We start from the raw sequence: 19696 nt of genomic DNA, 5'->3' as shown, positions 1-19696 counted from the left end.
TGGTTCTAAACGTCTGCATTAAAGGCATTCGGCAGCCACTCGAGCGCCGTGCCGGTAATGGCGATGATGTCGAAACGGCAATTCACTGTTTCAAAACTGCCGCCGCGTTGCGCCAGCCAGAGAGCGGCAGCGCGCAGCAGCTTTTGTTGTTTATTCCGGGTTACGCTGGCGAGCGCGCCACCATAACGCGCATCGCGTCGGTAGCGGACTTCAACAAACACCCAACAGTGCCCGTCACGCATAATCAGGTCAAGTTCACCATTGCGAAAGTGAACATTACTGGCGACCCATATCAGGCCAGCCTGCTCCAGATAGCGCCGGGCATCTTCTTCATGTCCGGCGCCAATCTGACGGCGATTTAGTTGGCCGGTGCGATTTCGCCCCGGCGATACTGGTTCCATGTCAACTTCCTGTTGATCACACAATCCGTGTCGGCGCTGAGCTTGCCGGTATTGCCATCCAGCGTGAAGCCAGGTGACTGGCGCATCTGGTTAAAGTGGTTCGCCAGCGTCCAGGCATCCATACCCATGGCATAGAGGCGTACCAGCGAGTAGTCATTATTGAATGACTTCGATGTCTGCTGCATCAGGCCAGGATTGCTGCCGGAGAGCAGCGGAATATCGCTGAACTGCAGGCCATCCATTTCTAACCGGAAGTCCGGGCCAGCGCCGGCCTGCGCGCTGCGCGAACTGGCGTAGAGCGAGATATTGCTGCGACTGCCGGTGCGCATGGTGATCATCGGTTTGATCAGCTGCAGTTCATCCTGGGTTGAGACGATGTAGACCGCATCGATGCCACCGCCGCTGCTGGTGCTGACCACATCAGGCGTGCTCTGTTGCGGTGCCGGAATGGTCAGGCCCGCAATGGAAACGCCCTGCGGCTCAGCAGGTGCCGCATTGACCGGCGTACCTGACAGGCTGATGCCCGCGCCGCTGTTAATGCCCTGTTTCAGCTCAGCGGTCGAGCCAAAGCGCTGCTGCATGACGGTGCTGCCACCCAGCGTCTGCCACTCCTGTGCAAAAGCGTTTGTCACGCGATCGCCAAGGCCGCTGCGCGGAACCAGCAGCAGCGGCTGACGTTTGCCCTGGTCCCAGATATGGTGCGCGGCATCGCGTGCTTCGTCTTCAGGAGAAAGCGCAAAGTAGCAGATATTCGGATGGTTCTGGATCTTTTCCGGCTCATTGAGCGCCAGCACGTTTAAGGGGGTCTGGCTGTTGGCGACCTTCTCAACGTTGCTCTTCAGCAGTGGGCCAACCACGATAGTGGCGCCATCCTGCTGTGCCTGCTGCATCACCTGCTCAATCGGCTGGCTGCTGGTGTCATAGACCTTGATCTGAGCGTTGCTGGCCGGTGCGGCGGCGGCAGGCTGAGATTGAGGCTGTGACTGAGGCTGTTGCTGTTGCTGTGGTGTGGTGGTAGCAGACTGCTGCGGTGCGCTGATCGGATCGGCAGACGATCCCGCAGCGGCGGCAGGTTGCGCGCTGGCTGTTGCATCCGCAGCGGCGGGCTGGGCAGTTGCTGCCGCAGGCTGTGCGACCGGCGCGGATACGCCGTTCTTCGCGTCGTTAAAGCCTTTCTGGATGGCATTCGCGAACACCTGTGCCTGGCCATTCAGCGGCAGCAGCAGCGCGATGATGCTGGTAGAGGCTTTGGTGTAGTTCTGCATCTGGCTCAGCTGCGTCGGCAACGTTTTGGCCGCCGGGTTCTGCGGATAGCGAGTCTGCCAGTCTTTGATGCCGGACTTCAGCATTTCTGCATCCTGGGCATTAGCACGCCAGACCGCGAGCAGATCCAGCCAGCCCTGCAGCACATTTTCGTCGGCATTGATCACCAGGTTGCTGGCTTCCTGTGGCGACATCTGCGTCAGGGTCTGCCAGGTAGCGTCAATATTGGTCTGATGATCGGCGTCTTTCAGCAGCGGTTCCTGAGCAATATAGTTGCGCAGCAGTGAGAGTGAAGGGCGGCCCTGCGCGCTGGCAATTTGCAGGCTGTAGTAACGCGCCAGCTGATCCTGCGACAGTGCGCTGGTCTTTACCGCTGCTAACAGCGGTTCAGCGTCTTTGGATTTCTGCTGGGCAATCAACAACTGCGCTTTCAGCAGCAGAGATTCCTGTTGCTGCGTCTCAGAGAGCTGCTGCGGCAACTGGCTCAGTTGCTGAGTGGCCTCGGGATACTTTCCTTCCTTCAGCAGGGCGCGGATTGCGAGTAATTGCCAGTCGGTCTTGCTATCATCGCTGCTTTGCTGCGCTTGCTGCAGATAGTAAGCGGAGCTGGCGGTGGCTGGCCCCTGAATATTGACGGTTGAGGTTTGCGGCGCCTGACCGCTACATGCGGCTAAAATCAGCCCGGCAAGAATGACAGGCAGAAAGCGTCCTGCTTTATGACGAACGACTTTTGAAGGAAGCATACTGTATCCAGTGATGTTTTTTTCAAGATGCTCAATATTAAATCGGCAATTCGGATGAAACAATGAAACAACTCGATCGGGCAGAGATTTCTGCCAGCACGCTCTACATCGTTCCAACCCCGATTGGTAATTTGGGTGATATCACCCAGCGGGCGCTGACGGTGCTTTCGAGCGTCGATCTGGTCGCTGCGGAAGATACACGTCATACCGGGCTGTTGCTACAACATTTCGCCATCAATGCGCGACTCTTCTCACTTCATGACCACAACGAGCAGCATAAGGCTGAGCTGCTGCTGACGAAGCTGCAAGAGGGTCAAAGCATAGCCTTAGTTTCCGATGCTGGCACGCCGCTGATTAACGATCCGGGCTACCATCTGGTGCGCCGCTGCCGTGAAGCGGGCATTCGTGTAGTGCCGCTACCGGGCGCCTGTGCCGCCATTGCCGCATTGAGCGCCGCAGGACTGCCATCCGATCGTTTCTGTTACGAAGGGTTTCTGCCCGCAAAAACCAAAGGCCGTTGCGATGCCCTGCGAGCACTGGTGCAGGAGCCACGCACGCTGATTTTCTATGAATCAACCCATCGTTTAATCGACAGCCTGCAGGATATGGTGAGTGAGCTGGGGCCTGAGCGCTACGTCGTGCTGGCTCGTGAGCTGACCAAAACCTGGGAGTCGATTTATGGTGCGCCGGTCGGCGAGCTGCTGGCCTGGGTCAAAGAAGATGAGAATCGTCGTAAAGGCGAGATGGTGCTGATTGTTGAAGGGCACAAGGTTGACGATGACGATGCGTTACCCGCTGATGCACTGCGTACGCTGGCGCTGTTGCAGAAAGAGCTGCCGTTGAAGCGCGCGGCTGCGCTGACCGCTGAGATCCATAGCGTGAAGAAGAATGCCCTCTATAAGTATGCGCTGGAGCAGCAAGAGGCGTGACAAATGCCTTCGGATGTCCTATTATCCCGCGCCGAAGCTGACCAGACAGTCGCCGCTTTGTCGTCGTCCTCACTTGTGGGGAGACGGGCAGAGGGGAGGAAAGTCCGGGCTCCATAGGGCAGGGTGCCAGGTAACGCCTGGGAGGCGCAAGCCTACGACCAGTGCAACAGAGAGCAAACCGCCGATGGCCCAGAAATGGGATCAGGTAAGGGTGAAAGGGTGCGGTAAGAGCGCACCGCGCGACTGGCAACAGTTCGTGGCACGGTAAACTCCACCCGGAGCAAGGCCAAATAGGGGTTCACAAGGTACGGCCCGTACTGAACCCGGGTAGGCTGCTTGAGCCAGTGAGCGATTGCTGGCCTAGATGAATGACTGTCCACGACAGAACCCGGCTTAACGGTCAGCTTCGACTTTTTACCAGAAACCCCGCTCCGGCGGGGTTTTTGCTTTTGCGGGCTATGTGCAGGCAGCGATGAATGACTGTCCACGACGCTCTCTATGAAAAGAACGCGGCTTAACGGTCAGCGTCGACTTTTTACCAGAAAACCCGCTCCGGCGGGGTTTTTGCTTTTGCGGGCTATGTGCAGGCAGCGATGAATGACTGTCCACGACGCTCTCTATGAAAAGAACGCGGCTTAACGGTCAGCGTCGACTTTTTACCAGAAACCCCGCTCCGGCGGGGTTTTTGCTTTTGCGGGCTATGTGCAGGCAGCGATGAATGACTGTCCACGACGCTCTCTATGAAAAGAACGCGGCTTAACGGTCAGCGTCGATTTTTTACCAGAAAACCCGCTCCGGCGGGGTTTTTGCTTTTGCGGGCTATGTGCAGGCAGCGATGAATGACTGTCCACGATGCGCTCCATGAAAAGAACGCGGCTTACCGGTCAGCGTCGATTTTTTACCAAAAACCCCGCTCCGGCGGGGTTTTTGCTTTGTGGCGCTATACGAATGCAGCTTAACCGCGGCCGTGCGGTTCATCCCAGTCAAACGCTGGCCCAAGCGAAATCACGCCGTTCGGGTTGATGGTCTTGTGACTGCAGTAATAGTGATGACGGATATGCGGCAGATTGACTGTCTCTGCAATGCCCGGCATCTGATAGATATCACGCAGGAAACCGCTCAGGTTTCTGTAATCACTGATCCGGTGGCGATCGCACTTAAAGTGAGTCACATAGACGGGATCAAAGCGCACCAGCGTGGTCCACAAACGCAGATCCGCTTCGGTCAGCTGATCGCCGGTAAGATAGCGATGCTGGCCCAGAATCTGCTCCAGCCGCGACAGCGAGTGGAAAAGCGCCGTTACAGCTTCATCGTATGCGGACTGCGACGTCGCAAAACCCGATTTATAGACGCCGTTGTTCACCGTGTCGTAGATCCAGCTATTCAGCTCATCAATCTTTTCGCGCAGTGCAACGGGATAGTAGTCACCGGCACGGGCACCGACCGCATCAAACGCACTGTTGAACATGCGGATGATATCAGCCGATTCATTGCTGACGATGGTGTTCTGCTGCTTGTCCCATAATACCGGCACGGTTACACGGCCACTGTACTGCGGGTCAGCATGCAAATAGAGCTGATAAAGGAACTCGTTCTGATAGAGCTTATCGCCCGTCGCATCCTGAAAGGTGTCATCGAAGGTCCAGCCGTTCTCCAGCATCAACGGATGCACCACGGAGACGTCGATCATGCTATCCAGACCCTTCAGCTGACGCATCAGTAGCGTACGGTGCGCCCAGGGGCAGGCCAGCGAGACATAAAGATGATAGCGATCGCGCTCAGCAGCAAATCCCGCTTTGCCCACCGGGCCGGCGCTACCGTCCGCCGTGACCCAGTTGCGAAAAGCCGACTCTGAACGTTTGAAACGTCCGCCGGTAGATTTAGTATCGTACCAGGTGTCATGCCAGACACCGTCAATTAACTGTCCCATAATGGCTCCAATGCAAGCAGGGCGGGGAAATGTCCCCGCCCTGCTAAGTATATGTGGCATTACGCTTTATGTGAGATTAGCGCGCAATCGCCTATGATTTTCTTTTGCTGATCAGGCGATCAATGCTGTATGCGCCTGGACCCACCAGACCTAACACCAGGAAACCACCCGCGATAGAGAGGTTTTTCATGAACATCAACTGATTCACACCTTCGGCAAAGTTACTGTGAAACAGAAACGCGGTCAGGATGGTGAAGCCTGCAGTGAACAGGGCAGTGAAACGGGTCAGGAAACCAAACAGAATGGCCAGACCGCCGCCAAACTCCAGCAGAATAACCAGCGGCAGCATAAAGCCAGGGACGCCCATCGCTTCCATATATTGCTGAGTACCTGCATAACCGGTGATCTTGCCCCAGCCGGCCGTAATGAACAGGATTGGCATCAGGATGCGAGCCACTAATAAACCGACATCTTCGAATTTTTTCATCATCTACTCCAGCGCTATCAGGAATGCAGGGCAAGCTGCCCGCAGGGTTTATGCCCGCTGAAAGCACTACTGCGTTCATTGGGTTGATGGCTGGAGATGATAATCGCGGAGTGGAAAGGTTGTAAGCGAGATATACTGTCTGTGTTTTTCAGAAAATCTGATGAAGAAAAGCCGGCCTTTTCAGGACCGGCTATTAACAAAATTAACGCGGTGGCAGAGCCGATTTAATCATGCGCCAGGTACTCCAGGCACCGAATCCCCGTTTGGCCCAGCGTAAGAGCTTACTGGGACTACGAATTGAGTAGACGGCCAGCGCGCTGCTGCCAATAGCCAGATAGCGACGTAAGCTGAGGAAAGTAAACCAGCCACGATCGTAATGGGCGGTCCCTTCCAGCCAGTCACGCCGCGCAGCGCTTAAATCCAGCCGCTGCTGCTGCACATGCTTAAGCAGTTCATGGATGCGTTCTTCACGCTCGCGGCGGCTCATCAGCGTTGTTCCTCAAGCAAATTACGATCAGTTTCCAGCTCTTTACGCGTATGGCGTAACAGCGTTGACTGACGCGACTTGTGAAGTGTCCAGAGTCCCAGAATGACCGCCAGCAGGAACAGTGTGCCGGTTGTGATGCCAATGGCCATCAGACGGTACTGTGCATCTACTGCCCAGATGATCAGAACCATCAGGCTCATCAGACCAAATGCAGTGAACAGCATGGTCAGGCCAACCATCAACAGCAGCTGAATCAGGTTAGCTTTCTCATGCTCCAGTTCCACCACTGCCAGACGAACACGCGTCTCGACCATGCCAACCAGCGTGGTCACAATACGCTGGCCGATGTTAATGACCCCTTTAGCCGGGCCGTGGTTATGCTGTGAGTCAGCCATAGTTAACGACGCGAAATGAGCATGCCCAGTGCGACGCCAATCGCTGCACCGATGCCCACACCATGCCATGGATTTTCACGCACATAGCCTTCAGCTCTCTGTGCCGCTTCACGCGTAGTCGCAGCGATGCGCTCGCTTGATTCGCCCAGACGTTCACGTGAGCTGTCCAGCGCATCACGCGCTTTGCTGCGAAGTTTATCCAGCTCACCTTTGGATTTTTCAGTACTGCTGCTCAGTACTTCTTCCAGGGTATCGGCGAGGTTTTTCAGTTCAGCACGCAAATGTTCCGATGATGTGTCTTTAGACATAAAATACTCCTTTAACATCAGTTGGTTAATTCCAATTAATAGGGCTCCGCCTGTAACTTTTTCAGTTCCCGGCGCGCTTCATCCAGTTTTTGTTGTCGCTTAGCAATCTTTTCCCTGTCATGGCCCTCTTCACGCTCTTCCCTGAGTGCGTGCTCACGCTCTGCAACTTTCTGCTTTTGCGCGTTAATTCTTTCCAGATGGGCGGCTTCAAGCTTTTTATCGCTGCAATCTGCCCGGACTTCGGTCAGCGCGCGCTCCAGACCATTAACCCGGCGCTGGTTGTTATGCTTTTGCGCCATCCCAATTTCACGCTGAATATCCTGCTCTTTCTGCTCACACAGCGATTCTGCTGCCAGCAGCGAACCCGATAGCGAAAACAGAGCAATGCCCATCAATACTTGATATTTCATCGGTCCTGAACCTTCCATTGCGACCTGACTCCTCATCACCTGCGCGATCTTGTGCCTGCGGGTGCTAAGAATCGACTCTCGCTTAAGCATAGACACCGATAGTAAAAAGTTCAAAGAAGACCGGGAGATAGAGCGGCTTTCAGACCGTCGCGGCATGCGGCAACGGTCTGAAAAAGAGGGAGAGGGGGATTACGCCAGCGAAAGGTGCTGAGAGTGATCGTGCTGCGCCACAATAAAGCCTTGTGGCAACAGGCGGCGCAACACCTTCTGTGCTGCCAGACTCTGTTCTTCGCTGTCAAAATGAATGATCAGCGCATCACCCGCGGGCGTTATGCTTTTGATACGAATACCTTGTGCGCTTAATTGCTGATAGAGATAAAAACCATCTGGCAGCGTTGCACCTGCATGAGAAACCCGAATCTGCACCACTGTCTCGTGCTTCATCAAAGGTGGGATCGCACAGAGCGCGACCAGCGCAAACGCGCCAGCAATCAACCACGGTAACCACCGTTTAGGAATAGCCTGCAGCAGTTTCATTACTCGGCTTTCCCGTTTTGATTCGCCTGTCGTTTACGCCATAACACCACCAGCGATCCCACCAGGCCAAATACCAGCAGCGCCAGTGGCAGCATCATCAGGAAAAACATCATCTCATCTTCGTAACGACGGAAAATCGGGGTTTTTCCCAGCGCGAAGCCGATTACGGTCAAAATTACCACCCACAGGAATGCACTTACCCAGTTAAAGAACTGAAAACGGGCATTGCTGAGGCCTGACAGCCCGGCAATGGTGGGCAGCAGCGTTCGGACAAAGGCGATAAAGCGACCAATCAGAAGGGCAGATAAGCCGTGACGGTGAAACATGCTGTGCGCGCGCAGGTGGTATTGGGCTGGCAGATGAGAGAGCCATTTCTGAACCGTGGGCGTATTACCCAGCCAGCGGCCTTGTATGTAGCTCACCCAGCAGCCCAGACTGGCGCCGGTCGTCAGAACCAGAATCGTTAAAGGGAAACTCATGGTGCCTTTGGCAATCAGTACGCCGACCAGAATCAGCAGACTGTCACCTGGCAGGAATGCGGCAGGAAGAAGGCCATTTTCTAAGAATAAAATCATGAACAACACGCCGTAAATGGCCCATACCAGCGTGGGATCGGAGAGAGTCTCATAGTCCTGTTGCCACAGGGCATGCAGCAACGCTTGCAAAATATCCATCAATCATTCCTGAACATCATTGTTAAACATGTCCCACAGGGACTTAAACGCAGACCGGCATTTCGTTATAAATTTTAGGCGCGCAGCCTGGGCGGGATTTTCCGGATCCTTCCAGAATCGATTGTTAAATCAGCAACTTTATAAACCCTTGTCGCAAAGGGTAATAAAAGGGCGATAACTGTAACAAAAATCGCCTGTCTGAGACAGTAAAACTCTCTTGCGAACAGGAGTTTTACCTTGTGAAACGCCCTGTAAAAAGGAGCTTTACATGACCTGACACTATTGCAGATTAACTGACCATCTCAGGCTGTTTTCAGGCGCTTTTAGCGGGCGTTATTGGACCCATCAGGCAGGATGACCGGATTCTCACCGAACATGTAACGATCCACGTTAAATTCAAAATCATCCGCCGTCGCGTTAAACAGCATCTGTTTAGTATTTTCCAGATGTTGCCACATCGCCAGTTTGCTGGCGGCGGGATCTTTACGCATCAGCGCTTTGAGGATCTGATCGTGGTCGTCGCACCAGCTGAGAATGCTGCGCTGGTCGATATGTTCATGAAGTTTGAGCCAGTAGGGATTGTGCAGGCGGTGCAGCCACATTTTTTCAACGATGGCGGCTAAAGCACTGTTCTGGGTGGATTGCGCGATGCGCACATGAAACTGCATGTCCCACTCGGAATCACGGAAGTGATCCTCCTGGCGGGCTTTTTCCTGAATCGCCATCAGGTCGATAATGTCCTGACGCGTGACCTGGGTGGCTGCGAACTCGGCCACGTTACTTTCAATGAGCTGGCGCGCCTGCAGTAGCTCAAACGGGCCAAAGGTGGCAAATTCCAGCTGGCTGCTGGTGGGGGCGATGCGATTCTGCTGCTGGCTGGCAATGACGTGAATACCCGATCCTTTACGGACCTCAACATAGCCTTCCACTTCCAGCATGATGATCGCTTCACGGACAACGGTGCGGCTCACTTCCATCTCTTCGGCAATCAGGCGTTCAGCAGGCAGTTTGTCGCCCACCGGATAGATTCCGGTTTCAATGCGGCTTTTGAGCTCGCTGGCAAGCTGTTGGTAGAGTCGACGGGATTCAGTGAGGTCCATAGCACAATCCTGGTAGCAGACAGATAAGTTGTTATACCACTTCAGGCGGTGCGAGGAAATGGGCTGGCTCGCGCCAGCCCGGCAAATCAATTGTGAACGGCGCTGGCTGGTGGAATCACCGTTTCCGCTTCCAGCTCTGAAATCGGTTTATTTTTCAGGACTGTCCAGATCACTGCGGCACCCAGCAGATCGAACACCGCCAGGGCAGCAAACAGCGGGCTGAAGCCCAGCGTATCGGCCAGGGCACCCACGACCAGCGCAAACATCGTGCTGGCGGTCCAGGCTGCCATGCCGGTCAGGCCGTTAGCCGTCGCGACTTCATTACGGCCGAAAACGTCTGACGACAGGGTAATGAGCGCACCTGAAAGGGCCTGATGCGCAAAGCCGCCGACGCACAGCAGACCAATGGCGACGTAAGGGCTGGTGAACAGGCCAATGGTGCCTGGCGCAATCATTAACAGCGCACCCATCGTCACCACCATTTTACGGGAAACGATCAGGTTAACGCCGAACCAGCGCTGAAACAGCGGCGGCAGATAGCCGCCCAGGATGCAGCCGAAGTCCGCGAACAGCATCGGCATCCAGGCGAACATCGCAATCTCTTTCAGATTGAAGCCGTACACCTTAAACATAAACAGCGGAATCCAGGCGTTGAAGGTTCCCCACGCCGGTTCTGCCAGAAAACGCGGCAGAGCAATGCCCCAGAACTGGCGGTTACGGATAATCTGCAGCGCCGACATTTTGCGGGTGTTGCCGGTCTGATGCTGCGCTTCCTGACCGGAGATAATGTAGTCGCGCTCTTCATCACTCAGCTTCTTCTGCTGTTTCGGATGTTTGTAAAACACCAGCCAGCAGAGTGCCCAGACCATGCTCAGCACACCGGTCATGATAAAGGCCATCTGCCAGCTGTGTGCCACGATTGCCCAGACCACCAGCGGCGGAGCCAGCATCGCACCGATAGATGAACCGACGTTGAAGTAGCCCACCGCGACCGAACGCTCTTTGGCCGGGAACCACTCACTACTCGCTTTGAGACCCGCCGGGATCATCGCCGCTTCAGCCGCACCGACGGCGCCACGCGCCAGAGCAAGGCCGCCCCAGCTGCCTGCCATCGCCGTGGCGGCACAGAAGATTGCCCACAGCACAGCAAACACGGCGTAGCCGACTTTGGTGCCCAGCAGATCCAGCACATAACCCGCCACCGGTTGCATCAGCGTATAGCAGGCTGAATAGGCCGCAATGATGTATGAATACTGCTGCGTAGTGATATGCAGCTCTGTCATCAATGTCGGGGCCGCCACGGCGATGGTATTACGGGTCAGATACCCTAATACCGTACCGATCGTCACCAGTCCAATCATGTACCAGCGTAACCCTTTGATCTTACGCATCCTCTACCTCTTCCAGTTCTGTATGCGGTCTTGCCGCTGTTGTTATCTGGAGCGGGACAGCCCGTGATGCAGCTCTGCTCACGCCCGCAGGTTCTGTCTGAGCAACCCTGTTCTTACCTTGCCATTTGTGGGCCGCTAACGACCTCACGATAGGACGAGAGCCTAACTTGTTATACAACTTTAAAAGTTGAGAGCCATCACAAAAACCCTTTCTGCACTGTGGGATACTGGAAACCTGCGTAATGACAGCCATTTAGCGCGCTGCGGGCGACAAAAATGTCCATAACGGTAGCCAGACATCGCCGTTTATGTGAGCAGGATCGCAAATAAATCCGTAACGGACTAAAATTGGTATGATAACTTTGGGCCATCAGTGGTTCAGTAGATGAGGAAGCATGTATGTCACGTTTCATGACCGAGGATTTTTTGCTGGATAGTGAATTCGCCCGCCGTCTCTATCACGACTACGCGAAGGATCAGCCGATTTTCGACTATCACTGCCACTTACCGCCGCAGCAGATTGCCGAAAATTATCGCTTTGCCAATCTTTATGACATCTGGCTGAAGGGCGATCACTACAAGTGGCGGGCAATGCGCGCCAACGGTGTGGCTGAGGCGTTCTGTACCGGCAACGCCAGCGATCGTGAAAAGTTTGACGCCTGGGCGCGTACCGTGCCGCACACCATCGGCAACCCGCTCTATCACTGGACCCACCTGGAATTACGCCGGCCTTTCGGCATTACCGACACGCTGCTTTCTGAGAAAACCGCCGACAATATCTGGCATCGCTGCAATGAACTGCTGGCGCAGGATAGCTTTACCACGCGTGGCATCATGCAGCAGATGAAGGTGAAGATGGTCGGCACCACAGACGATCCGCTGGATGACCTGCGCCATCACCGCGCGCTGGCAGACGACACCAGTTTCAGCGTTAAAGTGCTGCCAAGCTGGCGTCCGGACAAAGCCTTTAATATCGAAGCCGACACCTTCCTGCCGTGGATTGAGACGCTGGAACAACTGACCGACATCAGCGTGCAGCGTTTTGACGATCTGCGCAGCGCACTGTATCAGCGGCTGGATCACTTTGCGGCGCATGGCTGTAAAGTCTCGGATCACGCGCTGGATGTGGTCTGTTATGCCGAGGCGGACGACGCCACGCTGGATGTGATTCTGGCGCGCCGTCGCAGCGGTACAGCACCGAATCCGCACGAAACGGCGCAGTTCAAAACGGCGGTACTGGTCTGGCTGGGCTGCGAATATGCCCGCCGTGGCTGGGTACAGCAGTATCACATTGGCGCACTGCGCAATACCAACCCACGCCAGTACCAGTTGCTGGGGCCGGATGTGGGCTTTGACTCCATTAACGACCAGCCGCTTGCTGAACCGCTGGCCCGCCTGCTGGGCGCACAGAACCTTAATAATGCGCTGCCGAAAACCATCCTCTATTGCCTGAATCCGCGCGATAACGAAGTACTGGCGACGATGGCAGGCAACTTCCAGGGTGAAGGTCAGGCGGGGAAAATGCAGTTTGGTTCCGCCTGGTGGTTCAATGACCAGCTGGACGGTATGCAGCGTCAGATGACCCAGCTGGCGCAGATTGGCCTGCTGAGCCGCTTCGTCGGGATGCTGACCGACAGCCGCAGCTTCCTCTCTTACACCCGCCACGAATATTTCCGCCGGTTGCTGTGCCAGATGATTGGCCGCTGGGTAGAGCAGGGTGAAGCGCCAGCCGATGAAGCGCTGTTAGGCCAGATGGTTCAGAACATCTGCTTCAACAATGCCCGCGATTACTTCGGCATCGAGCTGGGAGCCTGATGATGAAAAGGCTAAACCGCCACGACTTCCCGGGCGCACGCTATCGCGACCGGGTGATTCAGTTCGGCGAAGGTAACTTCCTGCGCGCCTTTATTGACTGGCAGATTGACTGGCTGAATGAACATCAGGGCACCGATGCCGGAATTGTGGTGGTGCGGCCGCGCAACCGTGAAGTCAGCGACAGCCTGAATCAGCAGGATGGCCTCTACACCACGCTGATCCGCGGACTCAACGATCAGGGCGAGCAGGTCAGTGAAACCCGGCTGATCCGCAGCCTCAACCGTGAGATCCAGCCCTGGCAGCAGTTTGGTGAATTTATGGCGCTGGCCCGGAATCCCGACCTGCGCATGGTTTTCTCCAACACCACTGAGGCGGGCATCGCCTTTGTTGGCACGGATCAGCTCACCGATCAGCCCGCCAGCAGCTTCCCCGGCAAACTGACGCAGCTGCTGTGGGCGCGCTATTCCCATTTCAATGGCGCCAGCGATCGTGGCTGGCTGGTGGTGCCGTGTGAGCTGATTGACCATAACGGCGACGCGTTGCGCGATCTGGTGCTGCGTTACGCCGATCACTGGCATCTGCCATCCGAATTTAAAACCTGGGTTCATGAGCACTGTGCTTTCTATAACACCCTGGTTGACCGCATCGTTACCGGCTTTCCGGCGGAAAGCGAGCAGTTGCAACGTGAACTGGGTTATGAAGATCGCTATCTGGTGGCGGGCGAAGTCTACTACCAGTTTGTGATTCAGGGGCCGTCGGCGCTGTTCAGTGAAATGAAACTGGCGGCGCTGTCGCCACACGTGCGTCATGTGGATGACATTGCGCCCTATAAAGCGCAGAAAGTGGCGATCCTCAATGGCGCACATACCGCGATGGTGCCGGTGGCGTTTCTGGCCGGTCTTGAAAGTGTCGGGGAGGCGATGGCCGATCCGGCGATTGCCGGATTTGTGGATAACCTGCTGCGTCATGAAGTGATCCCGACGCTGGATCTGCCAGCCGATGAACTGCACGCCTTTGCTGATGCGGTACAACGCCGCTTCCGCAATCCGTTCATTCGCCATGCGCTGCTGTCGATTGCGCTTAATGGCATGACCAAGTTCCGCACCCGTCTGTTGACGCCACTGCTTGCCGCGCATCAGCAAACGGGCAACTGGCCGACACACATCACTTTTGCGCTGGCGGCGCTGATCGCCTTTTATCGCGGCGAGTCAGCCGGTAAAAGCTGGCCATTACAGGATGAGCCGCAGTGGTTACAGCACTACGCCGACGCCTGGAAAGCACTTGATGCGGATCAGCTGTCACCGCAACAGCTGGTGCACGGCGTGCTTAGCGACGCGCAACACTGGGGCGAAGATTTAACCCGTCAGCCCGGACTGGCTACGGTTGTCACCCAACACCTGCAAAATATCATCGCCCACGGAATGCGTGAGGCGCTGAGCCAACTGAGATAACGCTATGCAAGACGCAATTAAAATTGACCCCCGCGACAATGTAGCCGTGGCGTTACGTGACTTAGAGGCGGGCGCCACCATAGAGCTGCCACCACTGAGTGTGTCGGTGCAACAGGCGGTCGGGCGCGGGCATAAATTTGCCCTGCAGCCTATCGCCCAGGATGAGCTGGTGATCAAGTATGGGTTGCCGATTGCCCATGCCACCCAGCCTGTGGCCGCCGGTGAGTTAATCCATTCGCAGAACGCCCGCACCAATCTCAGCGATCTGGATGAGTATGCGTATCAGCCTGAGTTCGTGACCTTACCGCCGCAGCCGGGTGATCGTGAGGTACAGATCTATCGTCGTGCTAACGGCGAAGTCGGCATCCGCAATGAGCTGTGGATCCTGCCGACCGTCGGCTGTGTAAACGGCATTGCGCGTCAGATCCTGCAGCGTTTCCTGAAAGAGACACAGGAGGCCGAAGGAATCGATGGCGCATTCCTGTTCAGCCACACCTTCGGCTGTTCGCAACTGGGGCAGGACCACGAAAATACCCGCACCATGCTGCAGAATATGGTGCGCCACCCTAATGCGGGTGCGGTGCTGGTGATTGGTCTCGGTTGTGAAAACAATCAGGTCGATGTTTTCCGTGAGACCCTCGGCGCGTTTGAAAGCGACCGGGTCGAATTTATGGTGTGCCAGCAGCATGATGATGAGGTTGAAGCCGGGCTGGAGCGCCTGCATGCCTTGTATGAAAAAATGCGGCATGACCGGCGTGAACCAGGCAAACTCAGCGAGCTGAAGTTTGGTCTGGAGTGCGGCGGTTCGGACGGTTTGTCTGGCATCACGGCCAACCCGTTACTGGGGCGTTTCTCGGACCAGATGATCGCTAATGGCGGCACGACCGTGCTGACTGAAGTGCCAGAAATGTTTGGCGCAGAGCGGATTCTGATGAGTCGCTGTCGCGACGAAGAGACCTTCGGCAAAACAGTAGCCATGATCAATGACTTCAAGCAGTACTTTATCGATCACCAGCAGCCCATCTACGAGAATCCGTCGCCGGGCAATAAAGCAGGCGGCATCACCACGCTGGAAGAGAAGTCACTGGGCTGTACTCAGAAAGCGGGGCAGAGCCAGGTCGTCGATGTGCTGAAGTATGGCGAGCGGTTAAAAACGCCTGGTCTCAATCTGCTGAGTGCGCCGGGCAATGATGCGGTCGCTACCAGTGCGCTGGCAGGAGCCGGTTGCCACATGGTGCTGTTCAGTACCGGACGCGGCACGCCATATGGCGGTTTTGTGCCAACAGTGAAGCTGGCGACCAACACGCCGCTGGCGGAGAAGAAACCGCACTGGATCGACTTTAATGCCGGACGATTGATCGAGGGCATGAGCATGGATGCGCTGCTGGAAGATTTTGTCGACAGCATTGTGGCGATTGCCAGCGGTCAGCCGACCAACAACGAGAAGAACGACTTCCGCGAGCTGGCGATTTTCAAAAGTGGTGTGACGTTATAGTCTGCCGGACGAAATGGCGGTCTTGAGGTCGTCATTACCGTCGGTTAATCCTGTGCCCTTCGCGGATGGCAGAGTCCGATCGCAAAGTCGCTTAAAGCATCCCTGCTCGCTCGGCCCGCGCCTTCCCTGGCGCGGGACGCTTTGCTCTTCGGACTCTGCCACCCGCTCTTTGAGCTTTTGAGCTATCTGAAAGATTAAGCCCGGCTGGTTTCGCGCTCTGCTTCTGCCTGACAGACGGCGGCAGTAAACAGAATATCAGTAGAGGAATTCAGCGCGGTTTCCGCCGAATCCTGCAGTACGCCGATAATAAAGCCGACCGCCACCACCTGCATCGCCAGGTCATTCGGAATGCCGAACATATTGCAGGCTACCGGAATCAGCAGCAGCGAACCGCCCGCCACGCCCGATGCACCACAAGCGCAGAGTGACGCCACCAGACTCAGCAGAATCGCCGTCGGCACATCAATGCTGATCCCCAGCGTATGCACCGCCGCCAGCGTCAGCACGGTAATCGTGATCGACGCACCCGCCATACTGATGGTTGCGCCCAGAGGAATCGACACCGAATAGGTATCCTCATCCAGATCCAGACGTTTCGCCAGCGCCATATTCACCGGAATGTTGGCAGCAGAACTGCGGGTAAAGAAGGCGGTGACGCCACTTTCACGCAGGCAGGTGAAGACCAGTGGATAAGGGTTACGGCGGATTTTAGAGAACACCAGCATCGGGTTCACCACCAGTGCCATCAGCAGCATACAGCCGATCAACAGCGCCAGCAGATGCGCATATTGCCACAGTGCCCCAAAGCCGGTTGAAGCCAGAATCGATGCCACCAGACCGAAAATACCGACTGGCGCGCAGCGGATGACGCAGCGTACCAGCCAGGTTACGGCATGAGACGCATCATTCAGCAAGGCGCGGGTGCTGTCACTGCTGTGACGGAACGCCAGCCCCAGGCCAATGGCCCACACCAGAATGCCAATATAGTTAGCCTGCATCAGCGCGGTGATTGGGTTGGCGACCATGCTCATCAGCAGCCCATGGAGCACTTCGGTGATGCCGGAAGGAGGAACGATTTCCGTGGTGCCTGCCGCCAGTGTAAGTGTCTGCGGAACCAGATGGCTGAAGACCACCGCGACCACCGCCGCGAAAAAGGTGCTCAGCAGATAGAGCATGATAATTGGCCGGATATTACTTTTCTGGCCCTGCTGGTGGTTGGCAATCGAGGCGATCACCAGCATCAGTACCAGCAATGGCGCGACCGCTTTCAGCGCACTGACAAACAGTTCACCCAGCAGACCGACTGCCAGCGCGGCATCGTGTGAAATCCAGGCGAGCGCCACACCAGCGATCAGCCCAATCAAGATTTGCTTCACCAGGCTTCCGGCGAGCAGCGTGCCCAGTCGTGCGGAGAAAGTTTTCTGCATAATATTTTCTGTATTTTGTCGCGGATGTAGTTTCAGACGCGATGTTTTACATCGGCTAAAACGGTTTGCCCGGCGGAGTATAAGGAAAACATCAGATGAGAAAAGAGAAAGTTCTGTCAGTGTGGCGCAGGTCAGATTTTAATTATGCTGAATAGTGGAAGTGTGACAGAGGGATGAAATGGCACGACAGTCTGTCGCAAAATAAAACAGGGGCATACGCTGCCCCTGCAGGTAATTATGGTGCGATCTTTTTCTGATCTCTTTTGCGGTTAACCCAGGCATTAATCAGCAGGGTTGAGGCCAGAATGGCGCCGACCACACCCAGTGAGATACCAACCGGGATATGGTACAGGTCCACAATCAGCATCTTAAAGCCGATAAACACCAGCACAATCGCCAGACCATACTTCAGCATCGAGAAGCGTTCTGCCACGTTTGCCAGCAGGAAGTACATGGCACGCAAGCCCAGGATAGCGAACAGGTTTGAGGTCAGCACGATGAACGGGTCGGTGGTTACGGCGAAAATGGCCGGGATACTGTCGACGGCAAAGATCACATCGCTGAGTTCCACCATGATTAGCACCAGCAGCAGCGGGGTCGCAAACAGCACGCCGTTTTTGCGGGTAAAGAACTTCTCGCCGTCGAGATCATCGGTCATGCGTAAATGCTTACGCAACCAGCGCACCACCGGTTTGTCACCCACTGCACCGTCATCCTCTTTTGCCAGCGCCATCTTCACACCGGTAAACAGCAGGAAGGCACCGAACACATAGAGGATCCAGCTGAACTGGGTGACCAGCCAGCTACCGGCAAAGATCATGATAGTACGCAGCACGATAGCGCCTAACACGCCGTAGATCAGTACACGGCGCTGCAGGTTAGCCGGAATAGAGAAGTAGCTGAACAGCATCAGCCAGACGAAGACGTTATCTACCGCCAGCGCTTTTTCCAGAACGTAGCCGGTCAGGAAGGCGAGCGTCTGGGTGTTAGCGACTTCACGTCCCACGCTGCCCTCCAGATACCACCAGAAAGCGGCGCTAAACAGCAGTGAGACGGAAACCCAGATCAGCGACCAGACAGCCGCCTGTTTGAAAGACATGTTCTGCGCGCCGCGGCGTCCCTGCAACAGCAGGTCGATAGCCAGCATGATAAGCACCACAACCGCAAAGCTGCCCCAGAGTAAAGGCGTACCCACAGTTTGCATATTCGTATCCTGTCTTAAAAAGAAAAAAACGGCTGAAGTCAGAAGACGTCAGCCGCTTATTTTTGTGTAAGCAAACCTCGCCTTCCGGCAAGGTCTCACTTACAACACAGAAATCGATTCCGGGTTGCCTGATGACCGGATGCTTTCGCAACGTAGTGACGATCAATCAGCTTACAAGTTACTCCCCTTTGCAGGAGAGTAAGTTACGTTTTAGCCGCACAGGAAGCAACCTATCCCAGACATATTTAGAAATATTTACACAGCAGCCTGATCGGCCGGGAAGATAACACCGGTCTGGCGGCGGATTTCGGTCAGAAGCGCGGCGGTAATCCGCGAAATCTCCAGTCCGGGATGGTCCACCTGACGCTGCTCAACCAGCCGGGCAAACGCGGCCACTTCATATAGCATGGTGTTGATATGCTGCGGCTCACTCAGCGCCTGCTTTTCAGCACCACGAGGAATAAAGGTCAGCTTCTGGCACTCCGAAAGCTTCTCAATGACCAGCGTACCCGCTTCACCCTGAATTTCGCTGGGCAGTGAAGAGTCACTCACCTTGGAATGCAGAATCGTCACGTCGAAATCGCCGTAGCTCAGCACCACCACGCCATGGGCATCCACGCCGCTCTCCAGCAACGTCGCGGTGGCCTGCACACGGTCTGGCTCGCCCCATAGTGCTACTGCCGATGCCAGGCAGTAATAACCGATATCCATGACTGAGCCATTCGACCAGCGGGGATCAAAGGTATTAGGGTTCTCGCCGTTAAGATAACGCGGATAACGTGAGGAGTACTGGCAGTAATTCAGCAGGGCTTTTCGCAGTGTACCCACGTCTGGCAGCGCCTGCTTCAGCCGCTGGAAGTTTGGCAGGCTGGCGGTTTTAAACGCCTCGAACAGCACCACCTGATGCTCACGGGCGCAGGCGATCATCTGCTCCACTTCCGCCAGGTTAGAGGCCAGCGGTTTTTCGCAAATCACATGCTTGCCGTGCGACATAAACAGCAGCGCCTGTTGGCAGTGCAGGGCATTGGGGCTGGCAAGATAGACCGCGTCGATCTCCGGGCAGGCGGCCAGGGCATCCAGTGAGGTAAAGGTCTGTTTGCAGGGATAATCAGCAATAAAGGCGTCGGCCTGCTGCTGACTGCGTGAGTAGACCGCACAGAGCTTCATCGCTCCGGTTTCATGGGCGGCATCAATAAACTGGCGTGTAATCCAGTTTGTTCCCACAATGGCAAAACGAATCACGTCATCT

The 19696-nt window shown here is 55.6% G+C and carries 19 protein-coding genes and 1 other RNA gene; 5 read left to right on the top strand and 15 right to left on the bottom strand.

All coding sequences use genetic code 11. From position 1 onward, the window contains the following. Positions 1-5: 5 nt before the first annotated feature. Together NP77_RS05955 and NP77_RS05950 are read right to left on the bottom strand one after the other, a co-directional pair. Positions 6-401: a YraN family protein gene (locus tag NP77_RS05955; RefSeq protein WP_003855539.1), complete on the bottom strand. Its 396-nt coding sequence runs from the start codon at positions 399-401 to the stop codon at positions 6-8. Continuing rightward, complete coding sequence (locus tag NP77_RS05950; protein WP_039659407.1) at positions 359-2407, bottom strand: penicillin-binding protein activator; 2049 nt, start codon at positions 2405-2407, stop codon at positions 359-361. Before NP77_RS05950 ends, NP77_RS05955 begins: the two co-directional genes overlap by 43 nt. 62 nt (positions 2408-2469) lie before the next feature. Here NP77_RS05950 and rsmI point away from each other — a divergent pair, with 62 nt between their 5' ends. Beyond that, the gene (rsmI, locus tag NP77_RS05945) at positions 2470-3336 is read left to right on the top strand and encodes a 16S rRNA (cytidine(1402)-2'-O)-methyltransferase (RefSeq protein ID WP_039659404.1); all 867 of its coding nucleotides are present in this window, start codon (positions 2470-2472) and stop codon (positions 3334-3336) included. A gap of 33 nt (positions 3337-3369) precedes the next feature. Further along, an RNA gene (rnpB, locus tag NP77_RS22595) (RNase P RNA component class A) lies at positions 3370-3748 on the top strand. Between the two features lie 543 nt (positions 3749-4291). Here the strand turns inward: rnpB and NP77_RS05940 are convergent. The 10 genes from NP77_RS05940 to NP77_RS05895 all read right to left on the bottom strand — a co-directional run bounded on the left by NP77_RS05940 (position 4292) and on the right by NP77_RS05895 (position 11055). Beyond that, complete coding sequence (locus NP77_RS05940; RefSeq protein WP_039659403.1) at positions 4292-5266, bottom strand: glutathione S-transferase family protein; 975 nt, start codon at positions 5264-5266, stop codon at positions 4292-4294. 91 nt (positions 5267-5357) lie between these two features. Next, positions 5358-5753 carry a DoxX family protein gene (locus tag NP77_RS05935; protein WP_008925770.1) on the bottom strand — a complete coding sequence of 132 codons (396 nt, stop codon included), beginning with the start codon at positions 5751-5753 and terminating at the stop codon, positions 5358-5360. Between the two features lie 202 nt (positions 5754-5955). Then, a complete protein-coding gene (locus NP77_RS05930) occupies positions 5956-6240 on the bottom strand; it encodes a YqjK-like family protein (protein WP_033733988.1) in 285 nt (94 codons plus the stop codon). Then, a complete protein-coding gene (locus tag NP77_RS05925) occupies positions 6240-6635 on the bottom strand; it encodes a phage holin family protein (RefSeq protein WP_003850226.1) in 396 nt (131 codons plus the stop codon). The genes NP77_RS05930 and NP77_RS05925 overlap by 1 nt, the downstream gene beginning before the upstream one ends. A gap of 2 nt (positions 6636-6637) precedes the next feature. Next, a complete protein-coding gene (locus tag NP77_RS05920) occupies positions 6638-6943 on the bottom strand; it encodes a YqjD family protein (RefSeq protein ID WP_003850224.1) in 306 nt (101 codons plus the stop codon). Positions 6944-6978: 35 nt separating this feature from the next. Further along, positions 6979-7353: a DUF1090 domain-containing protein gene (locus NP77_RS05915; protein ID WP_033743157.1), complete on the bottom strand. Its 375-nt coding sequence runs from the start codon at positions 7351-7353 to the stop codon at positions 6979-6981. Positions 7354-7542: 189 nt separating this feature from the next. Beyond that, positions 7543-7890 (bottom strand): EnvZ/OmpR regulon moderator MzrA, encoded by a 348-nt coding sequence (mzrA, locus tag NP77_RS05910; RefSeq protein WP_003850221.1) that lies wholly within the window; start codon positions 7888-7890, stop codon positions 7543-7545. Further along, positions 7890-8564 carry a DedA family protein gene (locus tag NP77_RS05905; protein ID WP_003850219.1) on the bottom strand — a complete coding sequence of 225 codons (675 nt, stop codon included), beginning with the start codon at positions 8562-8564 and terminating at the stop codon, positions 7890-7892. The genes mzrA and NP77_RS05905 overlap by 1 nt, the downstream gene beginning before the upstream one ends. Positions 8565-8887: 323 nt before the next feature. Beyond that, positions 8888-9664 carry a transcriptional regulator ExuR gene (exuR, locus tag NP77_RS05900; protein WP_003850218.1) on the bottom strand — a complete coding sequence of 259 codons (777 nt, stop codon included), beginning with the start codon at positions 9662-9664 and terminating at the stop codon, positions 8888-8890. A gap of 86 nt (positions 9665-9750) precedes the next feature. Further along, positions 9751-11055, bottom strand: a complete 1305-nt coding sequence (locus NP77_RS05895; protein ID WP_003850215.1) for an MFS transporter — start codon at positions 11053-11055, stop codon at positions 9751-9753. Between the two features lie 399 nt (positions 11056-11454). On the opposite strand from NP77_RS05895, the gene uxaC reads away from it, so the two are divergent. From uxaC to NP77_RS05880, 3 genes are read left to right on the top strand one after another with little or no spacing between them, the layout of a single operon-like run. Next, entirely contained in the window at positions 11455-12870 is a 1416-nt protein-coding gene (gene uxaC, locus NP77_RS05890) for a glucuronate isomerase (RefSeq protein ID WP_039659401.1), read from the top strand. Positions 12871-12872: 2 nt separating this feature from the next. Further along, complete coding sequence (locus NP77_RS05885) at positions 12873-14321, top strand: tagaturonate reductase (RefSeq protein WP_039659453.1); 1449 nt, start codon at positions 12873-12875, stop codon at positions 14319-14321. Positions 14322-14325: 4 nt separating this feature from the next. Further along, positions 14326-15816: a UxaA family hydrolase gene (locus NP77_RS05880; RefSeq protein WP_039659399.1), complete on the top strand. Its 1491-nt coding sequence runs from the start codon at positions 14326-14328 to the stop codon at positions 15814-15816. Between the two features lie 194 nt (positions 15817-16010). Here the strand turns inward: NP77_RS05880 and sstT are convergent, their stop codons facing one another. From sstT to NP77_RS05865, 3 genes are all read right to left on the bottom strand, one after another. Next, positions 16011-17243, bottom strand: coding sequence for a serine/threonine transporter SstT (sstT, locus tag NP77_RS05875; protein WP_039659397.1), 1233 nt, complete (start codon positions 17241-17243; stop codon positions 16011-16013). A gap of 235 nt (positions 17244-17478) precedes the next feature. Continuing rightward, on the bottom strand, positions 17479-18447 hold the full coding sequence (locus tag NP77_RS05870; protein ID WP_039659395.1) for a TerC family protein: 969 nt from the start codon (positions 18445-18447) through the stop codon (positions 17479-17481). Positions 18448-18702: 255 nt separating this feature from the next. Continuing rightward, positions 18703-19689, bottom strand: a complete 987-nt coding sequence (locus NP77_RS05865) for a Gfo/Idh/MocA family protein (RefSeq protein WP_039659393.1) — start codon at positions 19687-19689, stop codon at positions 18703-18705. Positions 19690-19696 lie beyond the last annotated feature (7 nt).

The sequence above is a fragment of the Pantoea sp. MBLJ3 genome, assembly GCF_000816655.1.
Taxonomy (GTDB): domain Bacteria; phylum Pseudomonadota; class Gammaproteobacteria; order Enterobacterales; family Enterobacteriaceae; genus Pantoea; species Pantoea eucalypti.
The sequence above is the reverse complement of the archived record's forward strand: the minus strand, read 5'-3'. Positions and strand labels throughout refer to the sequence as shown.

What these genes read in the sequence shown, in the direction of transcription:
- NP77_RS05895 (WP_003850215.1), bottom strand. Translation starts at nt 11,055, where the DNA reads ATGCGTAAGATCAAAGGGTTACGCTGGTACATGATTGGACTGGTGACG.
- NP77_RS05880 (WP_039659399.1), top strand. Translation starts at nt 14,326, where the DNA reads ATGCAAGACGCAATTAAAATTGACCCCCGCGACAATGTAGCCGTGGCG.
- mzrA (WP_003850221.1), bottom strand. Translation starts at nt 7,890, where the DNA reads ATGAAACTGCTGCAGGCTATTCCTAAACGGTGGTTACCGTGGTTGATT.
- NP77_RS05955 (WP_003855539.1), bottom strand. Translation starts at nt 401, where the DNA reads ATGGAACCAGTATCGCCGGGGCGAAATCGCACCGGCCAACTAAATCGC.
- NP77_RS05885 (WP_039659453.1), top strand. Translation starts at nt 12,873, where the DNA reads ATGAAAAGGCTAAACCGCCACGACTTCCCGGGCGCACGCTATCGCGAC.
- NP77_RS05935 (WP_008925770.1), bottom strand. Translation starts at nt 5,753, where the DNA reads ATGAAAAAATTCGAAGATGTCGGTTTATTAGTGGCTCGCATCCTGATG.
- rsmI (WP_039659404.1), top strand. Translation starts at nt 2,470, where the DNA reads ATGAAACAACTCGATCGGGCAGAGATTTCTGCCAGCACGCTCTACATC.
- NP77_RS05940 (WP_039659403.1), bottom strand. Translation starts at nt 5,266, where the DNA reads ATGGGACAGTTAATTGACGGTGTCTGGCATGACACCTGGTACGATACT.
- sstT (WP_039659397.1), bottom strand. Translation starts at nt 17,243, where the DNA reads ATGCAGAAAACTTTCTCCGCACGACTGGGCACGCTGCTCGCCGGAAGC.
- NP77_RS05915 (WP_033743157.1), bottom strand. Translation starts at nt 7,353, where the DNA reads ATGAAATATCAAGTATTGATGGGCATTGCTCTGTTTTCGCTATCGGGT.
- NP77_RS05950 (WP_039659407.1), bottom strand. Translation starts at nt 2,407, where the DNA reads ATGCTTCCTTCAAAAGTCGTTCGTCATAAAGCAGGACGCTTTCTGCCT.
- NP77_RS05920 (WP_003850224.1), bottom strand. Translation starts at nt 6,943, where the DNA reads ATGTCTAAAGACACATCATCGGAACATTTGCGTGCTGAACTGAAAAAC.
- NP77_RS05905 (WP_003850219.1), bottom strand. Translation starts at nt 8,564, where the DNA reads ATGGATATTTTGCAAGCGTTGCTGCATGCCCTGTGGCAACAGGACTAT.
- NP77_RS05870 (WP_039659395.1), bottom strand. Translation starts at nt 18,447, where the DNA reads ATGCAAACTGTGGGTACGCCTTTACTCTGGGGCAGCTTTGCGGTTGTG.
- exuR (WP_003850218.1), bottom strand. Translation starts at nt 9,664, where the DNA reads ATGGACCTCACTGAATCCCGTCGACTCTACCAACAGCTTGCCAGCGAG.
- NP77_RS05930 (WP_033733988.1), bottom strand. Translation starts at nt 6,240, where the DNA reads ATGAGCCGCCGCGAGCGTGAAGAACGCATCCATGAACTGCTTAAGCAT.
- NP77_RS05925 (WP_003850226.1), bottom strand. Translation starts at nt 6,635, where the DNA reads ATGGCTGACTCACAGCATAACCACGGCCCGGCTAAAGGGGTCATTAAC.
- uxaC (WP_039659401.1), top strand. Translation starts at nt 11,455, where the DNA reads ATGTCACGTTTCATGACCGAGGATTTTTTGCTGGATAGTGAATTCGCC.